The 16579-nt window shown below is 63.1% G+C and carries 15 protein-coding genes; 3 read left to right on the plus strand and 12 right to left on the minus strand.

Features of this window, described 5'->3' with window-relative positions:
- Positions 1-2: 2 nt before the first annotated feature.
- The 6 genes from ACIPZF_RS06250 to ubiE all read right to left on the minus strand — a co-directional run bounded on the left by ACIPZF_RS06250 (position 3) and on the right by ubiE (position 4124).
- Positions 3-287 carry a twin-arginine translocase TatA/TatE family subunit gene (locus ACIPZF_RS06250; protein WP_400796549.1) on the minus strand — a complete coding sequence of 95 codons (285 nt, stop codon included), beginning with the start codon at positions 285-287 and terminating at the stop codon, positions 3-5.
- A 25-nt stretch (positions 288-312) separates the two neighbouring features.
- Positions 313-648, minus strand: coding sequence for a phosphoribosyl-ATP diphosphatase (locus tag ACIPZF_RS06255; protein WP_400796552.1), 336 nt, complete (start codon positions 646-648; stop codon positions 313-315).
- 1 nt (position 649) lies between these two features.
- Complete coding sequence (gene hisI, locus ACIPZF_RS06260) at positions 650-1042, minus strand: phosphoribosyl-AMP cyclohydrolase (protein ID WP_159412421.1); 393 nt, start codon at positions 1040-1042, stop codon at positions 650-652.
- Between the two features lie 72 nt (positions 1043-1114).
- A complete protein-coding gene (gene ubiB / locus ACIPZF_RS06265) occupies positions 1115-2734 on the minus strand; it encodes a ubiquinone biosynthesis regulatory protein kinase UbiB (RefSeq protein ID WP_400796555.1) in 1620 nt (539 codons plus the stop codon).
- Positions 2731-3354 carry an SCP2 domain-containing protein gene (locus ACIPZF_RS06270; protein WP_400796558.1) on the minus strand — a complete coding sequence of 208 codons (624 nt, stop codon included), beginning with the start codon at positions 3352-3354 and terminating at the stop codon, positions 2731-2733. The genes ubiB and ACIPZF_RS06270 overlap by 4 nt, the downstream gene beginning before the upstream one ends.
- The gene (ubiE, locus tag ACIPZF_RS06275) at positions 3354-4124 is read right to left on the minus strand and encodes a bifunctional demethylmenaquinone methyltransferase/2-methoxy-6-polyprenyl-1,4-benzoquinol methylase UbiE (RefSeq protein ID WP_400796561.1); all 771 of its coding nucleotides are present in this window, start codon (positions 4122-4124) and stop codon (positions 3354-3356) included. Before ubiE ends, ACIPZF_RS06270 begins: the two co-directional genes overlap by 1 nt.
- 124 nt (positions 4125-4248) lie before the next feature.
- On the opposite strand from ubiE, the gene ACIPZF_RS06280 reads away from it, so the two are divergent.
- Entirely contained in the window at positions 4249-4524 is a 276-nt protein-coding gene (locus ACIPZF_RS06280) for a polyhydroxyalkanoic acid system family protein (protein WP_400796564.1), read from the plus strand.
- 18 nt (positions 4525-4542) lie between these two features.
- Here the strand turns inward: ACIPZF_RS06280 and ACIPZF_RS06285 are convergent, their stop codons facing one another.
- Positions 4543-9285, minus strand: a complete 4743-nt coding sequence (locus ACIPZF_RS06285) for a hypothetical protein (RefSeq protein WP_400796567.1) — start codon at positions 9283-9285, stop codon at positions 4543-4545.
- A gap of 181 nt (positions 9286-9466) precedes the next feature.
- Between ACIPZF_RS06285 and ACIPZF_RS06290 the strand changes: the two genes are divergently transcribed.
- Both ACIPZF_RS06290 and ACIPZF_RS06295 read left to right on the plus strand, forming a co-directional pair.
- Positions 9467-9886, plus strand: coding sequence for a phasin family protein (locus ACIPZF_RS06290; RefSeq protein WP_400796570.1), 420 nt, complete (start codon positions 9467-9469; stop codon positions 9884-9886).
- 10 nt (positions 9887-9896) lie between these two features.
- The gene (locus ACIPZF_RS06295; RefSeq protein ID WP_400796573.1) at positions 9897-10664 is read left to right on the plus strand and encodes a phasin family protein; all 768 of its coding nucleotides are present in this window, start codon (positions 9897-9899) and stop codon (positions 10662-10664) included.
- 172 nt (positions 10665-10836) lie between these two features.
- On the opposite strand, the gene ACIPZF_RS06300 is transcribed toward ACIPZF_RS06295, so the two are convergent.
- The 5 genes from ACIPZF_RS06300 to ACIPZF_RS06320 form a co-directional block, all read right to left on the minus strand.
- The gene (locus ACIPZF_RS06300) at positions 10837-11451 is read right to left on the minus strand and encodes a TetR/AcrR family transcriptional regulator (RefSeq protein WP_400796576.1); all 615 of its coding nucleotides are present in this window, start codon (positions 11449-11451) and stop codon (positions 10837-10839) included.
- Positions 11452-11464: 13 nt separating this feature from the next.
- The gene (gene phaC, locus ACIPZF_RS06305; RefSeq protein ID WP_400796579.1) at positions 11465-13147 is read right to left on the minus strand and encodes a class II poly(R)-hydroxyalkanoic acid synthase; all 1683 of its coding nucleotides are present in this window, start codon (positions 13145-13147) and stop codon (positions 11465-11467) included.
- Between the two features lie 54 nt (positions 13148-13201).
- On the minus strand, positions 13202-14053 hold the full coding sequence (gene phaZ / locus ACIPZF_RS06310) for a poly(3-hydroxyalkanoate) depolymerase (protein ID WP_400796581.1): 852 nt from the start codon (positions 14051-14053) through the stop codon (positions 13202-13204).
- A gap of 60 nt (positions 14054-14113) precedes the next feature.
- Positions 14114-15793 carry a class II poly(R)-hydroxyalkanoic acid synthase gene (gene phaC, locus ACIPZF_RS06315; protein WP_400796584.1) on the minus strand — a complete coding sequence of 560 codons (1680 nt, stop codon included), beginning with the start codon at positions 15791-15793 and terminating at the stop codon, positions 14114-14116.
- A 330-nt stretch (positions 15794-16123) separates the two neighbouring features.
- Entirely contained in the window at positions 16124-16501 is a 378-nt protein-coding gene (locus tag ACIPZF_RS06320; RefSeq protein ID WP_400796585.1) for a gamma-butyrobetaine hydroxylase-like domain-containing protein, read from the minus strand.
- Between the last annotated feature and the right edge of the window lie 78 nt (positions 16502-16579).

Here is a 16579-nt window from a genome sequence, read left to right on the forward strand (position 1 = left end):
GCTCAGTCTTTCCGCTGCGGCTCTTGGACCGGCTGGGCCTGGCCCTCGATGGTGTGGCCCTGCTGCGGCGCGGCGGCCTGCTGCTGGGTGGCCTGTACCGGCGGCACTGGCTGAGCGGGCGGCGGAGTCTGCTCGGCCGGCTTGGTTTCTTCTTCGTTCATGGCTTTGCGGAAGCCCTTGATCGATTCGCCCAGGTCACTGCCGAAGTTCTTCAGCTTCTTGGTGCCGAATACCAGCACGACGACGACCAGCAGGACGATCCAGTGTTTCCAGTCAAAAATACCCATGGTGCTCTCCTAGAATTCTCTCTACTCAGGCCGACGGCTGGCGCGCGGCTTTTTCATCGTGCCCGGAAAGGCCGAAACGGCGCTCCAGTTCATCGAGCACGGCTTGTGGATGCTGGCCCAGTGCGCTGAGCATGACCAGGCTATGAAACCACAGGTCTGCGGTTTCATAGATGACATCGCTGTAATCCTTGCTCACCGCGGCGTCTTTGGCTGCGATGATGGTCTCGACGGATTCTTCGCCGAGCTTTTCCAGAATCTTGTTCAGGCCCTTGTGGTACAGGCTGGCCACGTAGGAGCTGTCGGCGGCCGCGTGCTTGCGTTCTTCGAGCACTTCGGCCAGGCGGTTGAGGGTGTCGCTCATGTCAGTGTCCTGCGCTGTAGATGGCATCCGGGTCTTTCAATACCGGGTCGACGGTTTTCCACTGGCCGGCTTCGAAGACGCGGTAGAAGCAGCTTTCACGGCCGGTATGGCAGGCGATATGGCCCAGTTGCTCGACCATCAGGATGATCACGTCGGCATCGCAGTCCAGGCGCATTTCGTGCAACTTTTGCACATGGCCCGATTCCTCACCCTTGCGCCACAGCTTGCCACGCGAACGCGACCAGTAGATGGCACGTTGCTCGGCGGCAGTCAGCGCCAGCGATTCGCGGTTCATCCAGGCCATCATCAGCACGCGTCCGGTCTTGTGGTCCTGGGCGATCGCCGGTACCAGGCCATCGCTGTTCCACTTGATCTCGTCCAGCCAGTCTTTCATCGTCGACTCCAGAACGGGCCCGCTCCTGTACCGGGCCCTTTGCGCTAGTGTGCCAGCCAGCCGCGCGGCTGGCTATTGGCGTACGATCAGGTACAGGCCGGCGGCCAGCATCAGCCACGCCGGCCAGGCGCTGGGAGCCGCCAGGTTGGCGGCTTCGGCGGCGCCGGCAGCCAGGACCGCGCCACCGCCGAGCAGGCCGGCACCGAGCAGGCGCAGCGGCCAGCGGTCGCCCTGGCGGCGCCGCTCGGGCAGTTGCGGGTCATGCAGGTGCGGCTGCGACATACGTTCGAGCAGGTCGCGGGTCATGCCGGCCAGGTGCGGCAGCTGCTCGGCCTGGCTGTAGATGTTGCCCAGCACCGCCTTGGGGCTGTAACGCTCGCGCATCCAGCGTTCGAGGTAGGGTTGGGCGGTGCTCCACAGGTCGAGGTCGGGGTACAGCTGACGGCCCAGGCCTTCGATGTTGAGCAGGGTTTTCTGCAAAAGCACCAGCTGTGGCTGCACTTCCATGTTGAAGCGCCGGGCGGTCTGGAACAGGCGCATCAGTACCTGGCCGAAGGAAATATCCTTTAACGGTTTTTCGAAGATCGGCTCGCACACGGTGCGGATCGCCGCTTCGAATTCGTTGACCTTGGTGTGCGCCGGCACCCAGCCGGAGTCGATGTGCAGCTGCGCCACGCGGCGGTAATCACGCTTGAAGAAGGCGAACAGGTTGCGCGCCAGGTAGTCCTGGTCTTCGGCGGTGAGGCTGCCGACGATGCCGCAGTCGATGGCGATGTACTGCGGGCTCCACGGTTTGACCGTGCTGACGAAGATATTGCCGGGGTGCATGTCGGCGTGGAAGAAGCTGTCGCGGAACACCTGGGTGAAGAACACTTCCACGCCGCGTTCGGCAAGCAGCTTCATGTCGGTGCGCTGGTCGGCCAGGGTCGCCATGTCGGTCACCGGCACACCATAGATGCGCTCCATCACCAGCACCTTGGGGCGGCACAGGTCCCAGTACACCTGGGGCACGTACATCAGCTCCGAGCCTTCGAAGTTGCGTCGCAGCTGGCTGGCGTTGGCCGCTTCGCGCAGCAGGTCGAGCTCGTCGTAGATGGTCTTTTCGTAATCGTTGACGATCTCTACCGGGTGCAGGCGGCGGGCATCGGCCGAGGCGCGCTCGGCGGCCTTGGCGATCAGGAACAGCCAGGCCAGGTCCTGAGCGATCACAGGCTTGAGGCCCGGGCGCACGACCTTGACCACCACCTCTTCGCCGCTTTTCAGACGCGCGGCATGCACCTGAGCCACCGAGGCCGAGGCCAGCGGCTCGACGTCGAAACGGCTGAACACGGCGCCGACCTTGGCACCCAGCTGCTCTTCGATCAGCGCCACGGCCTGCTGTGGGTCGAATGGCGGCACACGGTCCTGCAGCCCCATCAGCTCGTCGGCGATGTCGGTGGGCAGCAGGTCGCGGCGGGTGGACAGCAACTGGCCGAACTTGATGAAGATCGGCCCCAGGTCCTGCAGCGCCAGGCGCAGGCGGGCGCCACGGGTCAGCTCGGACGGCTTGCGCGGCAGCCAGCGCCACGGCATCAGCAGGCGCAGGCTGCGCAGCCACCAGGGCAGCGGCAGGTCGAACAGCAGGTCATCGAGGCGGTAGCGGATCACCACGCGCTGGATGCGGAAGAGACGGCGGACGGCGAGCAGCTTCATGCGTTATCGCTGGTATCGAGGGATCGGGAGAGGCGCTGCAGGCGCGCCTCGAGGCGTTCTATGTCGACCTTCAGGCTGTCGAGTTCGCTGAAGGCGGCTTCGGCTTCGCGCTTGCCCACCAGGGTGCGCGACTCTTCGGCCAGGTATTCGGAAAGGTTCTGACTGAAGCGTGCCAGGCCCTGGCGGGTCCAGCGCGCGCGCAGGCGCACGTGGCCGGCGAGCAGCGAGGTGGCGACCGGGCCGAGCCAGCGTTGCAGCTCGTGCTCCCAGTCCAGCTCCAGGTCCTGCAGCACGCCGAACAGGTCGAGCAGCACGGCGCTGTCGCCATGCAGTTCGACCTGCGGGCTGTGCAGCACGGCGCTCTTGTCCTTGGCCACGGCCAGTTGCAGCAGGCTGCCCGCCGGGGCGCGCAGGCTGCAGTCGACCTCGCCCTCCCAGTGAGCGGCGAGCATCAGGCCCTCTTCATCGGGCAGGATGAACACCTGCAGGGCCGGCTGGCGGCAGTCGATTTCGATGACCTTGCCTTCCAGCGCGGCCAGCCGCGGCAGCGCCGTGCTGTCCATGCGCAGGACGCGGTTCAGGCCATGTTCGACGCTGGCGAGCAGCCCTGCCAGCAGCATCAGGGCTTGATTCCCCGGTGCACGGCAACAATGCCGCTGGTCATGTTGTGGTAGGTGACGCGGTCGAACCCGGCATCGACCATCATGCTCTTGAGGGTTTCCTGGTCGGGGTGCATGCGGATCGATTCGGCGAGGTAGCGGTAGCTCTCGGAGTCATTGGTGATCAGTTTGCCAGCCAGGGGCATGAAGGCGAACGAGTAGGCGTCGTAGGCCTTGGACATCAGCTTGTTGGTCGGCTTGGAGAATTCCAGGATCAACAGGCGGCCACCCGGCTTGAGCACGCGCAGCATCGAGCGGATGGCTTCGTCCTTGTGGGTGACGTTGCGCAGGCCGAAGGCGATGGTCACGCAGTCGAAGTGGTTGTCCGGGAACGGCAGCTTTTCAGCGTCGGCCTGGACGAACTCGATGTTGCCGGCCACGCCTCGGTCGAGCAGGCGGTCACGGCCGACCTTGAGCATCGATTCGTTGATGTCGGCCAGCACCACCTGGCCGGTCGGGCCGACCAAGCGCGAGAACTTGGCGGCCAGGTCGCCGGTACCGCCGGCGATGTCCAGCACCCGGTTGCCGCTGCGCACGCCCGACAATTCGATAGTGAAGCGCTTCCACAGGCGGTGCATGCCGCCGGAGAGCACGTCGTTCATCAGGTCGTACTTGGCGGCCACCGAGTGGAACACTTCGGCGACTTTCTTCGCTTTCTGGCTCTCAGGCACGTCCTGATAGCCGAAATGCGTGGTGGGTTCGGCGTGTTCGCCTTTGCGCTGGTCGTTCATATCGCTTCACCGGAAAAAATTACCGCCATTCTAGGGCGAACCGGCGGATTTGTCTTGGCGGGGTGTGCCCTGTGGCAGGGGCGGGCATAATGGCGATTATGTCTTCATACCCAGGATCACCCGCATGACCCAGATCAGCGTCGAACGCAAACACTCCCTCGGCCGCGAAGCCGCCCGTGCCAAGGCTGAAGTGCTGGTGGACAAGCTGAGCCGTGAGTACGACCTCAAGGCCACCTGGAACGGCGACCGCGTGGACGTTGCGCGCAGTGGGGCCAATGGCAGCGTGCACATTGGCGATGACAGCATCCGTGTCGAATTGAAGCTGGGCATGATGCTGTCGATGATGAGCGGCACCATCAAGGGCGAGATCGAGCGGGCGCTGGACAAGGCGCTGGCCTGAGCCAGGCCCGCTATCGGCTTACGCTGGCAGGTCCGCCGGGAATGGAATGATGCCGACCACCTGTTCCAGGCGTAGATCGCCCCGGTAGATGGCGATCCGCTCCCGTGCGTCTACGGCTTGTTGAAGCATGGCGTCGCGGCCCCTTACGCCTGCGTCCCAGAATTTGAGATGACCTTTGACGAAATCATGCCCCCTCGCTTCGAGGCTGGGATAGTGGAAATGCGCTTCCCACAACACTCGCTGTGGCGCTTGCACATCGCGGACCTCGTAGACGTCGAGGTAATCATTGGCACGGCGTAGTTGCCGTCGAATCACGGTCTGCCTGACCTTGATCCGATGCTGTTCGGCCAGGTAGCGAAGCGCCTTGCCGTCGGGGTGGCGGCTATTCAGATACGCGTCGGTGAGCAAGCGAAGCCGCTCGCCATCGATCCTCTCCACCGCCGCCCGAAGCAGCTCGATCAGGCGGTTGTCCAGGGGATCGTTCAGCGCGGTCAGCTGCTGCTGTATTTCGCGCATGTCATCGGCCGGCCATTGCAGAAAGTCGCTCAGGCTGTTTGGTTCATCGGCATAGTGAGCGGCGAAGGCGATCTTCGCGTCCACCTCCGCCAGCAGGCGGTTGGCGCGCTGGCGCAACTGAGCCCGGTCGTGCTGGGCCGGTGGCGCAGGCTCAGGCACCACGTGCCACACACCATTGCGTTGGGCGAAGTTGCCTGCGGGTTCCTGGTTGAACGCAGTGCGCTGGAATGCCCGATTGCTCACCGGGTCGATTTCCACCAACAGCGGCCGGCCTCGGTCAACACGAATGACCCGGCGCCTGATCGGTGCGAGACGATGGGAGGACGCTGGCGTGGGAGAATTGATGCCGCTGTCGCGGTTGGCCAGGGCTGTGCTCAGCTGCTCCTCGGTGACCCGGATCATTGTCGACAATTCGCGGGTGTACTCATTCAGTACCTCAGCGTCCAGCGCGGGGGCGTCCAGCGTCTGCATGTACTGGGCGCGATCCAGCACGGTTCGGTATTTCTGCAGGATGTCCTCGAGCAGTTCAGCCTTGACCTGGGCTGTCGCCTCGGTGTTTGCCAGGCCGTCGTGGCTCCATACCGTGCGGCTCAGGTCCACGTCGCTGAGCGGCGCGCGCATTGCAGTCAGGTGGTCGGCGTTTTCCTCCGTGAGCTGGGTTTTGTCCACCGAGAGATAGGCCAGGTCGCTGAGCAGCTGGGCGCGAACGACCAGTGTCGAATACGTTCGGCGTCGAAGGGTCTCGGCGAACTTCGCAGCCTTGTTGGGAAAATCGACCCTGGGGTCATGCTGGGCCTCCGGCAGGGTGCGGTCCAGCCGTTGGCTGACGGCAAGCAGGCGACGGGTGGCCTGGCAGGACTCGCGTACCAGCTCGCGATAATCGAGGTATTGGCGGGTCTGCTCGGCTGTTTCCGGATAGGCGGTCAGCCCGATGCCCTGTGCGCTCAGCCCTTGGTGGTCGACCTGCTCCAGCAAGCGGCGGCACAACAGCATGTCGTTGTCGATGGCGATATCGTACCATTTGCCGTATCGGCTTCGGCCCTGGTCGCGGGTGTCGAACTTGCTGAAGCGAGGTTCGCTCATCTCCTTGAATACCTCGACGTTGCCATGCAGCAGCTTGCTCTGGCGCTCCAGATAGAGCGCAGATGCTCTGAGTTCGGGCAAGCGTTGTTTACGCAAGGCATGCAGCGTCTCTTTCTGCAGCAAAAACGCCGCCGGTGGTGAGTCGCGTTCCTGTGCCGGTAGTGCTTCGAAGGCGATGCTGTACTTCAGGGCGATGTCGTCATATGCCTGCAGATGCGTGCGGTTGCGCTCCATCAGTGGCTCCATCTGAGTCAGCGCTTGTTGGTGCTCTACGGCCGTAGCGTTCAATATGTCGAACCGCTGACGGTTTTCCGCGTTGATCGATTGCCGGCTTCGGGGCATGCCGCCGGGGAGATTCAGATTCAACGCCCAGCGGCCATTCCAGCGCGTCACCCACGGCCCTCGTTGCCGCTCACGACCCACGATGTAGTAGCCGTCTGCGGCGCCATTCCACTTGGACACCCATTCGCTGCTGCTCTGATCGGGGCCGATGATCTGCATGCCGTTCCAGGTCTCGACGACCTCATAGACACCATCGCCGAGCTTGACGTAATGAGCGTCGCTGATCTTGAACAAACCACGCAGACGCCCCTGCGCCAGTGGCGCATGCCCTTGCAGTGACTGCATGGCCTGCAGCTGTGTCAGGGACTGACGCTGCTGTACCGACAGGTTGCTCAGGCGCTGCCCGTCATCCCAGCCCTGTACACCAACGAATGTTGACTGCGGTGCCTGGTCAGGGGCGATCCAGGCCTTTTCTTCTGGCTGCGCAAGCTCTGCCGCCGGGAATTCACCTTTTGGCGCAGGGCCCGCGAAGCTTGGCGAGGTAGCCGCTTCGCTGCTGGCAGGTGGCCGTACTGAGCGGTGGGCAAGGAGCAAGGCCAGGTTGGTGAGCAGGTCCGTCGCCGCGACGATCCTGTTGTCGCCGCTATCGTCGATCAGCGCCTCCAGGTCTTGCCTGGCCGCCGACAGCGCCAGCGCCAGCCACACCAGGCTGGCCAGTGGACCATGCCAGAACTGGGTGAGGGTATTGAAGATCGCCCAGGCCGCCTCCTTCACCAATGCCCGCTTTTCCTGGGCATTGGACACACTGCCGCTGGCGGCGGCCAATTGCATGGTGTCGACTCGGGCATTGAACAGGTGGCTGTTCAGATCATCCGTCCAGGGATGGAACGCGACCTCTACTGGCTGCCTGAGGCGTTCCAGAAGCGCGTCCACCAGCTCGCCGTCGGCACTGATCAGGTGCAGCAGACTGGTGAGGTTCGCGTGCAGGTGCGGGTGCCTGAATCCGTCGTTCTGGTAAATCGGGCGTGCAGTGTCGCCGAGCCAGGCCAGGACGCTTTCCTGCAATTCGCCCTCGTGGCGGATCGCGGCCATGAGCGATTCGAGGCTGTCGAACTGCTGCAACGCCAGGTCGGCATAGAAGGGGCGATACAAGACCCAGCCACGGCTCGCCGGCAGTTCGATGACGAACATCCCGTGAGCCACATCGCTTGACGAAGCACCAGGCGCGCAGAGGAATGCCAGGGGGGCAATGCGCAGTCCACCGCTGCCCGTGCCCTGACAGAAATCGAGCAGTGCCTGGCTTGCGGGCTCGTCAAGCTGTCGCTCGATCTTCGCCTTGAGCACGCTGAAGCGAAGGGCGTAACGCCACTCGCTGGCATGCTGGCTGATGCGCTCGGCCCTGCGCGGTTCGGTGCTGACCTGATCCTGCAGGTAGATGGCGTACTGGCCGCCAGCATCGACCTGATGAACAAGCTCCCTGACCTGTTCGATACTCAGCCAGTCGAGCGGCGGCGAGCCCTGCGCCGTGCTGATACCGCTCATCACCTCACCGGCCTCCGGGCGCAGACGGGAGATCGCCAGGTCGGTCAGGGTCACGCTGCGCAGGTACAGGGACTGCCCTTGCGTGCCGGGGCCGATGATGCTCTGGGAAATGCGGATGTTCACCTTGTCCGGGTCGAGCGGCGCTTTGTCTGGATGGTTGGCCTGCAGTTGCTCGCGCAAACGGCGAGCGGCGTAGCGCCGGATGTCTTCGATATCGCCAAACGATGTGGCGCCTTGCGAGCGACCCTGGGTCGCCGCCAGGTCCAGTAACGCGCAGTGATAGGCGTAGCGGTCCTCGGCGCTGGCACCGGCGAGCCATTGCGGCGGACTGATGGCGGCGGCCTGTTCAGGAGCAGGCAAGTCCAGGAAGTAGGTCGATGGGTCGCTGACTTGCCGCAGTAGCTGTTCCAGCTCGCCGATGCTGGCCACGCCACCTGTGTGCAGGCGGTCGATGTCGTCGAGGATGCCGTTGAGCAGTTGCCTGGCCTGGAACGCGAACGGGCGTCCGATCACGGTTGTGCGTGCCCAGGACAACGTGTCGAAGCGATAGTGTTGCACCAGCTGCCGTTGCAGCGTGGCGGCGAAGCTGGCCAGATCGACATGGCGGTGAACCGAACCGCAGGGTTTGCAGTGCAGCACGAAACCCTGGCCGCCACCTGCGGCGGTGAGCAGCAGGTCCGGCAAAGTGAAGCTGTGTGCGCCCTCATCGGTAGCCAGTGTCACTTGTATCGCTTCGACGGTGAGGCTGTCGGATACACCGTCGAGCAGGGCGTACAGCGCCGCTTTTTCATGCTCTTTCAGGTCTTGGCGAGGAAGACTGTCGAGCAAAGCGGCCTTGATGGTGTGCTCCAGCCAAAGCATGCGCGAGACTTGGCTGTCTTCGTCGTATCCATTCCAGAAGCCGATCTGGGCTTGTTGGAAGTCGGGTATCAATGTCTCGAGCAGCGTGTTGAAGTCTTCGTTGAGCTTGGTCAGGTCCGGCACGATTTCGGGTTGATCCTGGCCTTGTTCCTGAAGTCGGAACACCTGCGGCGGGTTGATGCTCAGCGTGTCTGCAGCGCCCAGTTGCACAGGCTGCTTGGCGATGAAGTGCTCGAGAAGCTCATCCAGCAGCCCGCTCTGGCGCGCAAGATCATCTGTGCTGGCCGGTGCATGCAGGACAACGAAAGGGTCGAGCGATGTCATGCGAGGATGGTTGCGCTGCATCCATGGGTACCGGTCGCAGAAGGTCTGAAAGCCTTCCGTTGACAAGACGTCGCGCAGGCTTGGACGGTTGTAGAAACAAGCTGCCACACTTTGCTTGAACGTCAGCCGGGGTTGAATTACTAGGCCAGTCATTGGCGTCGCTCTCGTTGAAAGTGAAGCCTGCGAAGCTAGGGCGTTTGCCGAAAAGACGTGCGGTACATGGATGGGACAGTGCAGACCTTAGGGTGAGGTTTCTAATTTTCTTCCCTACCTTATGCTCAAGCCCAACCTCCATGGGCGGTTTTCCTCCACTCATGAGCATGAGGTACACAGCATGGCCAAAGTGATTGTGAAGAAAAAAGACGAAGCCCTGGGCACGCTTGGCGAGGTGCGCGGTTACGCCCGCAAGATCTGGCTGGCCGGTATCGGCGCCTATGCCCGCGTGGGCCAGGAAGGCTCCGACTACTTCAAGGAACTGGTCAAGGCCGGTGAAGGCGTTGAGAAACGCGGCAAGCAGCGCATCGATAAAGAACTCGATGCCGCCAACCATCAGCTCGACGAAGCGGGTGAAGAAGTCAGCCGCGTACGCGGCAAAGTCGAAGTTCGACTGGACAAAATCGAAAAAGCTTTCGACGCACGGGTAGGTCGCGCCTTGAATCGCCTTGGCATTCCGTCTAAACATGACGTTGAGGCGTTGTCCATCAAGCTTGAACAGCTGCATGAGCTGCTCGAGCGCGTCGCGCACAAACCATAAGGAGAGCAGGATGGCTGGCAAGAAAAATTCCGAGAAAGAAGGCAGCTCCTGGGTCGGCGGGATCGAAAAATACTCCCGCAAGATCTGGCTGGCAGGGCTGGGTATCTATTCGAAGATCGACCAGGACGGCCCGAAGCTGTTCGACTCGCTGGTGAAGGATGGCGAGAAGGCCGAGAAGCAGGCGAAGAAGACCGCGGAAGACGTGGCCGACAACGCCAAGGCTTCGACCACTTCGCGCGTATCGGGTGTGAAGGACCGCGCATTGGGCAAGTGGAACGACCTCGAAGAAGCGTTCGACAAGCGCCTGAACAGCGCCATCTCGCGCCTTGGCGTGCCGAGCCGTAACGAGATCAAGGCGCTGCACCAGCAGGTCGACAGCCTGACCAAGCAGATCGAGAAACTGACCGGTGCTTCGGTTACGCCGATCTCCTCGCGCGCTGCTGCCAAGCCGGCTGCGAGCAAGACTGCGGCCAAACCGCTGGCCAAGGCGGCCGCCAAGCCTGCGGCGAAAACCGCAGCTGCCAAGCCTGCTGCCAAGACCGCAGCGGCCAAGCCGGCAGCCAAGCCTGCGGCCAAGCCCGCTGCCGCCAAGCCTGCAGCCAAGCCTGCTGCGGCGAAAAAGCCTGCGGCGAGAAAAGCACCGGCCAAACCTGCCGCCGCCAAACCGGCAGCACCAGCGGCCAGCGCCGCCCCGGCCGCTACCGCAGCGCCAGCGCCAAGCGCCGCGCCGGCCAGCAACGCGCCGTCGGCACCCGTGGCTACCGGCACGCTGATCTGATAGTGCACCCCGCCCTGTGGGAGCGGGCTTGTCCCGCGAAGCAGTCACCGCGATGGATAGCACGGGCTTCGCCCGTGTTCGCGGGACAAGCCCGCTCCCACAGGAATCGTGCAGCTTTCTGAATTTTGAGCAAGACAGTTGCTCTCACAAAGTTACCGCCGACTCTGCAGACTTACCCCTCCAGGTACCGCACCGCCAACTGCTCAGCCGCCTCCCGCGCCGGTGTTTGCAGATGCGGCGCCACCAGCATCATCACCTGATACACCACGATCCCCACGTCGCCCTCGCGCCCCAGCACCCTCTGGTAGTCCAGCGAGAACATCAGGGTCAGGGTGATCTGCTCCACCAGTTGCCCCAGCGCCTGGGTTTCACTGACCAGCTGACCCTGCCCCTTCAGGCTGGCCAGTAGCGCCGCGAGCGTGCGTTTGAGCGCATTGATCAGGCTGCGCATGCCACGCGCCAGTTTCGGCAGGCGCCCGGTCAGGTTCGACAAGTCCTGGAACAGAAAGCGGTACTGGGCCATGCGCTCGACGATCAGGTGCAGGAACAACCAATAGTCCTCGGCATCCAGGCGCACTTCCAGCGGCGGGTCGAGCAGCGGCATCAGTGCCTCTTCGAAACGCTCGAACAAGCCAATGACCAGGGGCTCCTTGCCATGGAAGTGGTAGTACAGGTTGCCCGGGCTGATGCCCAGTTCGTTGGCGATCTCAAGCGTCGAGACGTTCGGTTCGCCCTGCTGGTTGAACAGCTGCAGGGCGCATTCGAGGATACGGTCGCGGGTCTTCATCCAGTCGGTGTGCTCATCGAGTCAGGACATAGGTGCCTGGCGCGGGGCCCAGCGGTGGGTAGGTGGCGTTGCCCAACGTCTCGCGCGGCGCCTTGAGCGGGCCGGAGCGCGGGGTGATCCAGTCCAGCCACAACGGCCACCAGCTGCCATCGTTGCGCTTGGCGTCGTGGAACCAAGCGCGTGGGTCGCTCGACAGTTTGGGGTTGTCCAGGTAGTAGGCCTTGGGGTTGCCGGGCGGGTTGATGATGCTCTGGATATGCCCGCTGTTGGCCAGCACGAAACGCCGATCGCCACCCAGCAGCAGCGCCGAGCGGTACACCGCATCCCACGGGGTGATGTGGTCGTTGCTGCCGGCCACGGTGAAACTGTCCAGGTCGACTTGCTTGAGGTCGATGGCGGTGCCGCAGACTTCAAGCCCTTTGGAGTGGGTCAGCGGGTTGTGTTTGAAGAAGTCCAGAAGATCGCCATGCAGGGCCGCAGGCAGGCGGGTGCTGTCGGCGTTCCAGTAGAGGATGTCGAAGGCCGGTGGCGTCTTGCCAAGCAGGTAGTTGTTGACCCAGTAATTCCAGATCAGGTCGTTGGGCCGCATCCAGGCGAAGATCCTCGCCACTTCGCCGCCATCGAGCACACCGCGCTGGTACGAGCGGCGCTTGGCTGCCTCGATGGTCTGCTCGTCGGCGAACAGGCTGGCGGGGCTGTCGAACTTGCTGTCGAGCAGGCTGACCAGGTAGGTGGCGCTGCGTACCCGGCGCAGCTGGTGCTTGGCCTGCAGGTGGCCCTGCAGCGCGGCCATGGTCAAACCCCCGGCACAAGCGCCCATCAGGTTCGGGTCGCGGTTGCCGCTGATGCTGCGGCAGGCGTTGAGCGCTTCTTCCAGCGCCTGCACGTAGCTGGACAAACCCCACTCGCGGTGACGCGGGTCGGGGTTGCGCCAGCTGACCATGAACACCTGCAAGCCATTCTTGAGCATGTACTGGACGAAGCTGTTGCTCGCCTGCAGGTCGAAGATGTAGTACTTGTTGATCTGCGGCGGCACCACCAGCAGTGGCCGGGCGTGTTGTTTCTCGCTCATTGGCGTGTACTGGATCAGCTCCAGCAGCTCGTTGCGAAACACCACCGCGCCCGGGGTCGAGGCGAGGTTGCCGCCGACCTCGAAGGCGCGCTCATCGACCTGGCGCGGCAGGCCGTCGTTGTGGCGCAGGTCGTCGAGCAGATGGGCCACGCCGCGCACCAGGCTTTGCCCGCCGGTATTGAGCAGTTCCTTGACCGCCAAGGGATTGAGCAGTGAGTTGCTCGGCGCCAAGGCGTCGTTGATCAGGTTGAACAGAAAATGCGCACGGGCGCGGTCATCGTCGTTCAGGTGACTTTCGTCGATCCACAGACGGGTCTGCTTCTGCCAGGCCAGGTAAGCCTGCAGGCCACGCCGGTAGAAGGGGTTCTGGCTCCACGTCGGGTCACTGAAACGCGCATCGCGTGGGTTGGGCTGATAGGGTGTGTCGCCCAGCATCACACGGCCCAGCTGGCCGCTCAGGGCCAACAGATGGCGGGCGGTATTCAGCGGGTTGCGCAGGCCGTGGCGGCCGACGCTGCGCAGCGTGGAAATCAGGTCGCGACCGCGCAGGCCGAGAATGGCGTTCTGCACGTTCATGCTGGTGGCGGGGAGCGTTGACGTTCCTTTGGCCGGTTTGTCTTTCATGGCAGCACTCCTTCGTCAAGCCATGGTCAGGTCGGAACGACAGCAGACAGCACCCTAAGCGCCGGAGGCTGGGCGGGGGTGCATCACTGCGCGCTGACGTTCTTGCTGGAGGAACTTCATGATGATCGGGGCAACGGCTTCGGCCCGGGTGATCAGGAACAAGTGGCCGTCGTCGATAATGTGTAGCTGGGCATTGGGAATTCGCCAGGCCAGCAAGCGCATGTTGATCAGCGGAATCAACGGGTCGTCGTCGCCAGCCAGCACCAGCGTGGGCTGCTGGATCTTGTGCAACCAGTGGATGCTGGTCCAGCCAAGGCCGGCGAACAGCTGCCAGTAATAGCCCATCTTGCCGCCGGAGCGCACTTTGGACGCATGATGCATGGCCAGGTCGGGGTCGCGGCGAAAGCCACCGCCGTAGATCAACGGGGCAATGCGGATCACATGCGAAGGCTGGATGTAGCGCCGCGGGCTGGCCATCATCCACAGCACCTTGGGCTTGCCCGGCACCATCACCGCACCGGCGGCGGTGGCGGCCAGCACCAGCTTCTTGCAGCGCTCCGGGTAGTCGTGGGCGAACTGCTGGGCCAGAGCGCCGCCCCAGGACACACCGATCACATTCACCTGGCCGTAGTCGAGGTAGTCGAGCATGCGCGCGGTCAGCTTGGCCAGGCCGGGAAACCGATAGGGGTGACGCGGGGTGGATGAACCGCCCACGCCCGGCACATCGAAGGCGATGACTTCCAGGTCCGGGTCAAGGGCCTCGATGAACGGGAACACCAGCTCCAGGTTGGCGCCGATGCCATTGAAGATCAGTAGCGGCGTGAGGTGCGGCTTGCCCGGCCGGACAGCAGTGCGGATGGACTGATCGTCCAGTTCGACGGTCCTGAATATATAGGGTAGCGGCATGCGCGTGGCTCTGTGATGAATGAAGCACCGCGGCCCTTCCAGGGGCCACGGCGTTGCAACTCAACGTTCGTGAACGTAAGTCCCCGGTGCGGCTTCACCTGCGGCAAAGGCACGGTTACCCAGGCGGGTTGGGGCCTTTTTCAGGTCACCGGCTCGCTCGCCCAGCCACTTCTGCCAGTGCAGCCACCAGGAGTCGGCATGTTTTTCGGCGTTCTCTTGCCAGGCCACCGGATCGCCAGGGCGGTCGGCACCGGTCATGAAGCGTGACTTGGGGTTGCCTGGCGGGTTGAGGATGCTCTGGATGTGGCCGCTGTTGGACAGCACGAACTCGATCTTGCCGCCGAACAGGTGCGCCGAGCGGTAGCACGATTGCCACGGGGTGATGTGGTCGTTGGTGCCAGCGACGCTGAAGATGTCGCAGTCGACTTTCTTCAGGTCGATGGCGGTGCCGCACACTTCCAGTGCATCGGCGCGGGTCAGTGGATTGTTCTTGAACATTTCGATCAGGTCGCCGTGGAAGGCCGCCGGCAGGCGTGTGGTGTCGTTGTTCCAGAACAGAATATCGAATACCGGCGGTTCATTTCCCAGCAGGTAATTGTTGACCCAGTAATTCCAGATCAGGTCGTTGGGGCGCATCCAGGCGAACACCTTGGCCATGTCGCTGCCTTCGAGCACGCCGGCCTGGTAGGAGTGGCGCTTGGCCGATTCGAGGGTCTGCTCGTCGACGAACAGCGCGACCTGAGTGTCCATGGTGGTGTCCAGCACGCTGACCAGCAGGGTCAGGGCATTGACCTTCTTCTCCCCCAGGGCGGCGTAGTGCCCGACCAGTGCGGTGCAGGTGATGCCGCCGGAGCAGGCGCCGAGCATGTTCAGGTCCTTGCTGCCGGTGATCGCCAGCACCGCATCGACTGCTTCCTTGAGCGCGTCGATGTAGGTCGACAGGCCCCACTCGCGCTGGGCTTTGGTCGGGTTTCGCCAGCTGATGATGAAGGTCTGCTGCTGCGAACGCAGGCAGAAGCGCGCCAGGCTCTTTTCCGGGCTGAGGTCGAAGACGTAGAACTTGTTGATCTGTGGCGGCACCACCAGCAGCGGGCGGGCATGCACCTGCTCGGTGATGGGGCTGTACTGGATCAGCTCCAGCACGTCGTTGCGGTAGACCACGGCGCCCTCGCTGGTGCCGAGGTTCTTGCCCACTTCGAAGGCGTCCATGTTGACCTGGCTGGGCATGCCACCGTTGTTGACCATGTCCTTGGCCAGGTTGGACAAGCCGTCGAGCAGGCTCTTGCCACCGGTTTCGAAGAAGCGTTTGACCGCCGCCGGGTTGGACAGGGTGTTGGTGGGGGCCATGGCCTCGGTCATCAGGTTGATGACGAACTGACCGCGGCTGATGTCCTGGGGCGACAGGTCGCTTTCGCCGATCCAGTCGTGCAGTTCCTTGCGCCAGGCCAGGTAGGTTTGCAGGTAACGGCGGTACAGCGGGTTCTTGCTCCAGGCCGGGTCGACGAAGCGACGGTCGTCGCCCTCGGGGGCCAGGTTCGACTTGCCCAGCAATACGTTCTTCAGCTCCAGGCCGAAGTGCGCCACGTGCTTGGCGCTGTGCAGCGGTTGGCGCACGGCCTGACGCAGCACGGTACGCGCAGAGCTCAGCAGGTCCTTGCGGCGGATGCCGATGACCGGGTTCAGGCCCAGTGTGTTGTCCGAGGCCTGCCGCTGCAACTCATCGTTGTTCTTGCTACTCATCTACGACGCTCCGTTGTCCTGAGACGAGTACCGGTTTGACAGCCCGGTACTGCTACTCGGGTGACCAGTGATAAGGAACAGCGGTGCTGCGGGCCGGATGCATTCGGCGATGAGCTGCGGGGGAATCTGCGTGTGAAGACTGCCTGCTTTCGCTCGCGACCTCTACAAACCGGCCTGGCCCTGATTGCCTGAAAGCAATGCAGGGAACTTGCCAGCTCCATTGGTAACCCGACTTCATGTAATGCGCAAGACAGTGCTTTGACGAACTGCCTCTCAGGCATTCAAACAGATGAGATTAGAAAATGCGCTCTAACTCTTGGATGGCTTGAGCTAGAGCATCAGTTTGACCACGGATTCGGCAGGATCGCGGGCTTTTCCGGCCTTGTGCAGTTCGTCCAGATACTCAGCCCAGAGCTGCTCCTGGCGCAGGCACAGCTGCTCGAGGTATTCCCAGGTGAACAATCCGCTGTCATGGCCGTCGTCGAAGGTCAGTTTCAGTGCGTACTGGCCGGCGGGTTCGAGGCCGACCAGGCCGACGTTGATCTTGCCAAATTGCAGGATGGGATTGCCGTGGCCCTGGACCTCGGCGGAGGGGGAATGCACGCGCAGGAACTCGGCGGGCAGGTGGTAGACCTCGCCGGGGGCGTAGGTGAGGCTGAGGGTCTTTGAGGCTTTGTGCAGGTTGATGGCGGTGGGCAGGCGGGCCATGAGCTGAATCTCTCGGGAGCTGATGGTGTTTAGCTTCGGGAGATTCGAGCGATTGTGCAAGGGGGCCGCTAAGCGGCC

The sequence above is a fragment of the Pseudomonas sp. NPDC089752 genome (assembly GCF_044748725.1).
In the GTDB taxonomy this organism is placed as follows: Bacteria; Pseudomonadota; Gammaproteobacteria; order Pseudomonadales; family Pseudomonadaceae; genus Aquipseudomonas.

What these genes read in the sequence shown, in the direction of transcription:
- ACIPZF_RS06270 (WP_400796558.1), bottom strand. Translation starts at nt 3,354, where the DNA reads ATGCTGCTGGCAGGGCTGCTCGCCAGCGTCGAACATGGCCTGAACCGC.
- ACIPZF_RS06280 (WP_400796564.1), top strand. Translation starts at nt 4,249, where the DNA reads ATGACCCAGATCAGCGTCGAACGCAAACACTCCCTCGGCCGCGAAGCC.
- hisI (WP_159412421.1), bottom strand. Translation starts at nt 1,042, where the DNA reads ATGAAAGACTGGCTGGACGAGATCAAGTGGAACAGCGATGGCCTGGTA.
- phaZ (WP_400796581.1), bottom strand. Translation starts at nt 14,053, where the DNA reads ATGCCGCTACCCTATATATTCAGGACCGTCGAACTGGACGATCAGTCC.
- ubiB (WP_400796555.1), bottom strand. Translation starts at nt 2,734, where the DNA reads ATGAAGCTGCTCGCCGTCCGCCGTCTCTTCCGCATCCAGCGCGTGGTG.
- ACIPZF_RS06300 (WP_400796576.1), bottom strand. Translation starts at nt 11,451, where the DNA reads ATGAAGACCCGCGACCGTATCCTCGAATGCGCCCTGCAGCTGTTCAAC.
- ubiE (WP_400796561.1), bottom strand. Translation starts at nt 4,124, where the DNA reads ATGAACGACCAGCGCAAAGGCGAACACGCCGAACCCACCACGCATTTC.
- ACIPZF_RS06320 (WP_400796585.1), bottom strand. Translation starts at nt 16,501, where the DNA reads ATGGCCCGCCTGCCCACCGCCATCAACCTGCACAAAGCCTCAAAGACC.
- phaC (WP_400796584.1), bottom strand. Translation starts at nt 15,793, where the DNA reads ATGAGTAGCAAGAACAACGATGAGTTGCAGCGGCAGGCCTCGGACAAC.
- ACIPZF_RS06250 (WP_400796549.1), bottom strand. Translation starts at nt 287, where the DNA reads ATGGGTATTTTTGACTGGAAACACTGGATCGTCCTGCTGGTCGTCGTC.
- ACIPZF_RS06290 (WP_400796570.1), top strand. Translation starts at nt 9,467, where the DNA reads ATGGCCAAAGTGATTGTGAAGAAAAAAGACGAAGCCCTGGGCACGCTT.
- ACIPZF_RS06285 (WP_400796567.1), bottom strand. Translation starts at nt 9,285, where the DNA reads ATGACTGGCCTAGTAATTCAACCCCGGCTGACGTTCAAGCAAAGTGTG.
- ACIPZF_RS06255 (WP_400796552.1), bottom strand. Translation starts at nt 648, where the DNA reads ATGAGCGACACCCTCAACCGCCTGGCCGAAGTGCTCGAAGAACGCAAG.
- phaC (WP_400796579.1), bottom strand. Translation starts at nt 13,147, where the DNA reads ATGAAAGACAAACCGGCCAAAGGAACGTCAACGCTCCCCGCCACCAGC.
- ACIPZF_RS06295 (WP_400796573.1), top strand. Translation starts at nt 9,897, where the DNA reads ATGGCTGGCAAGAAAAATTCCGAGAAAGAAGGCAGCTCCTGGGTCGGC.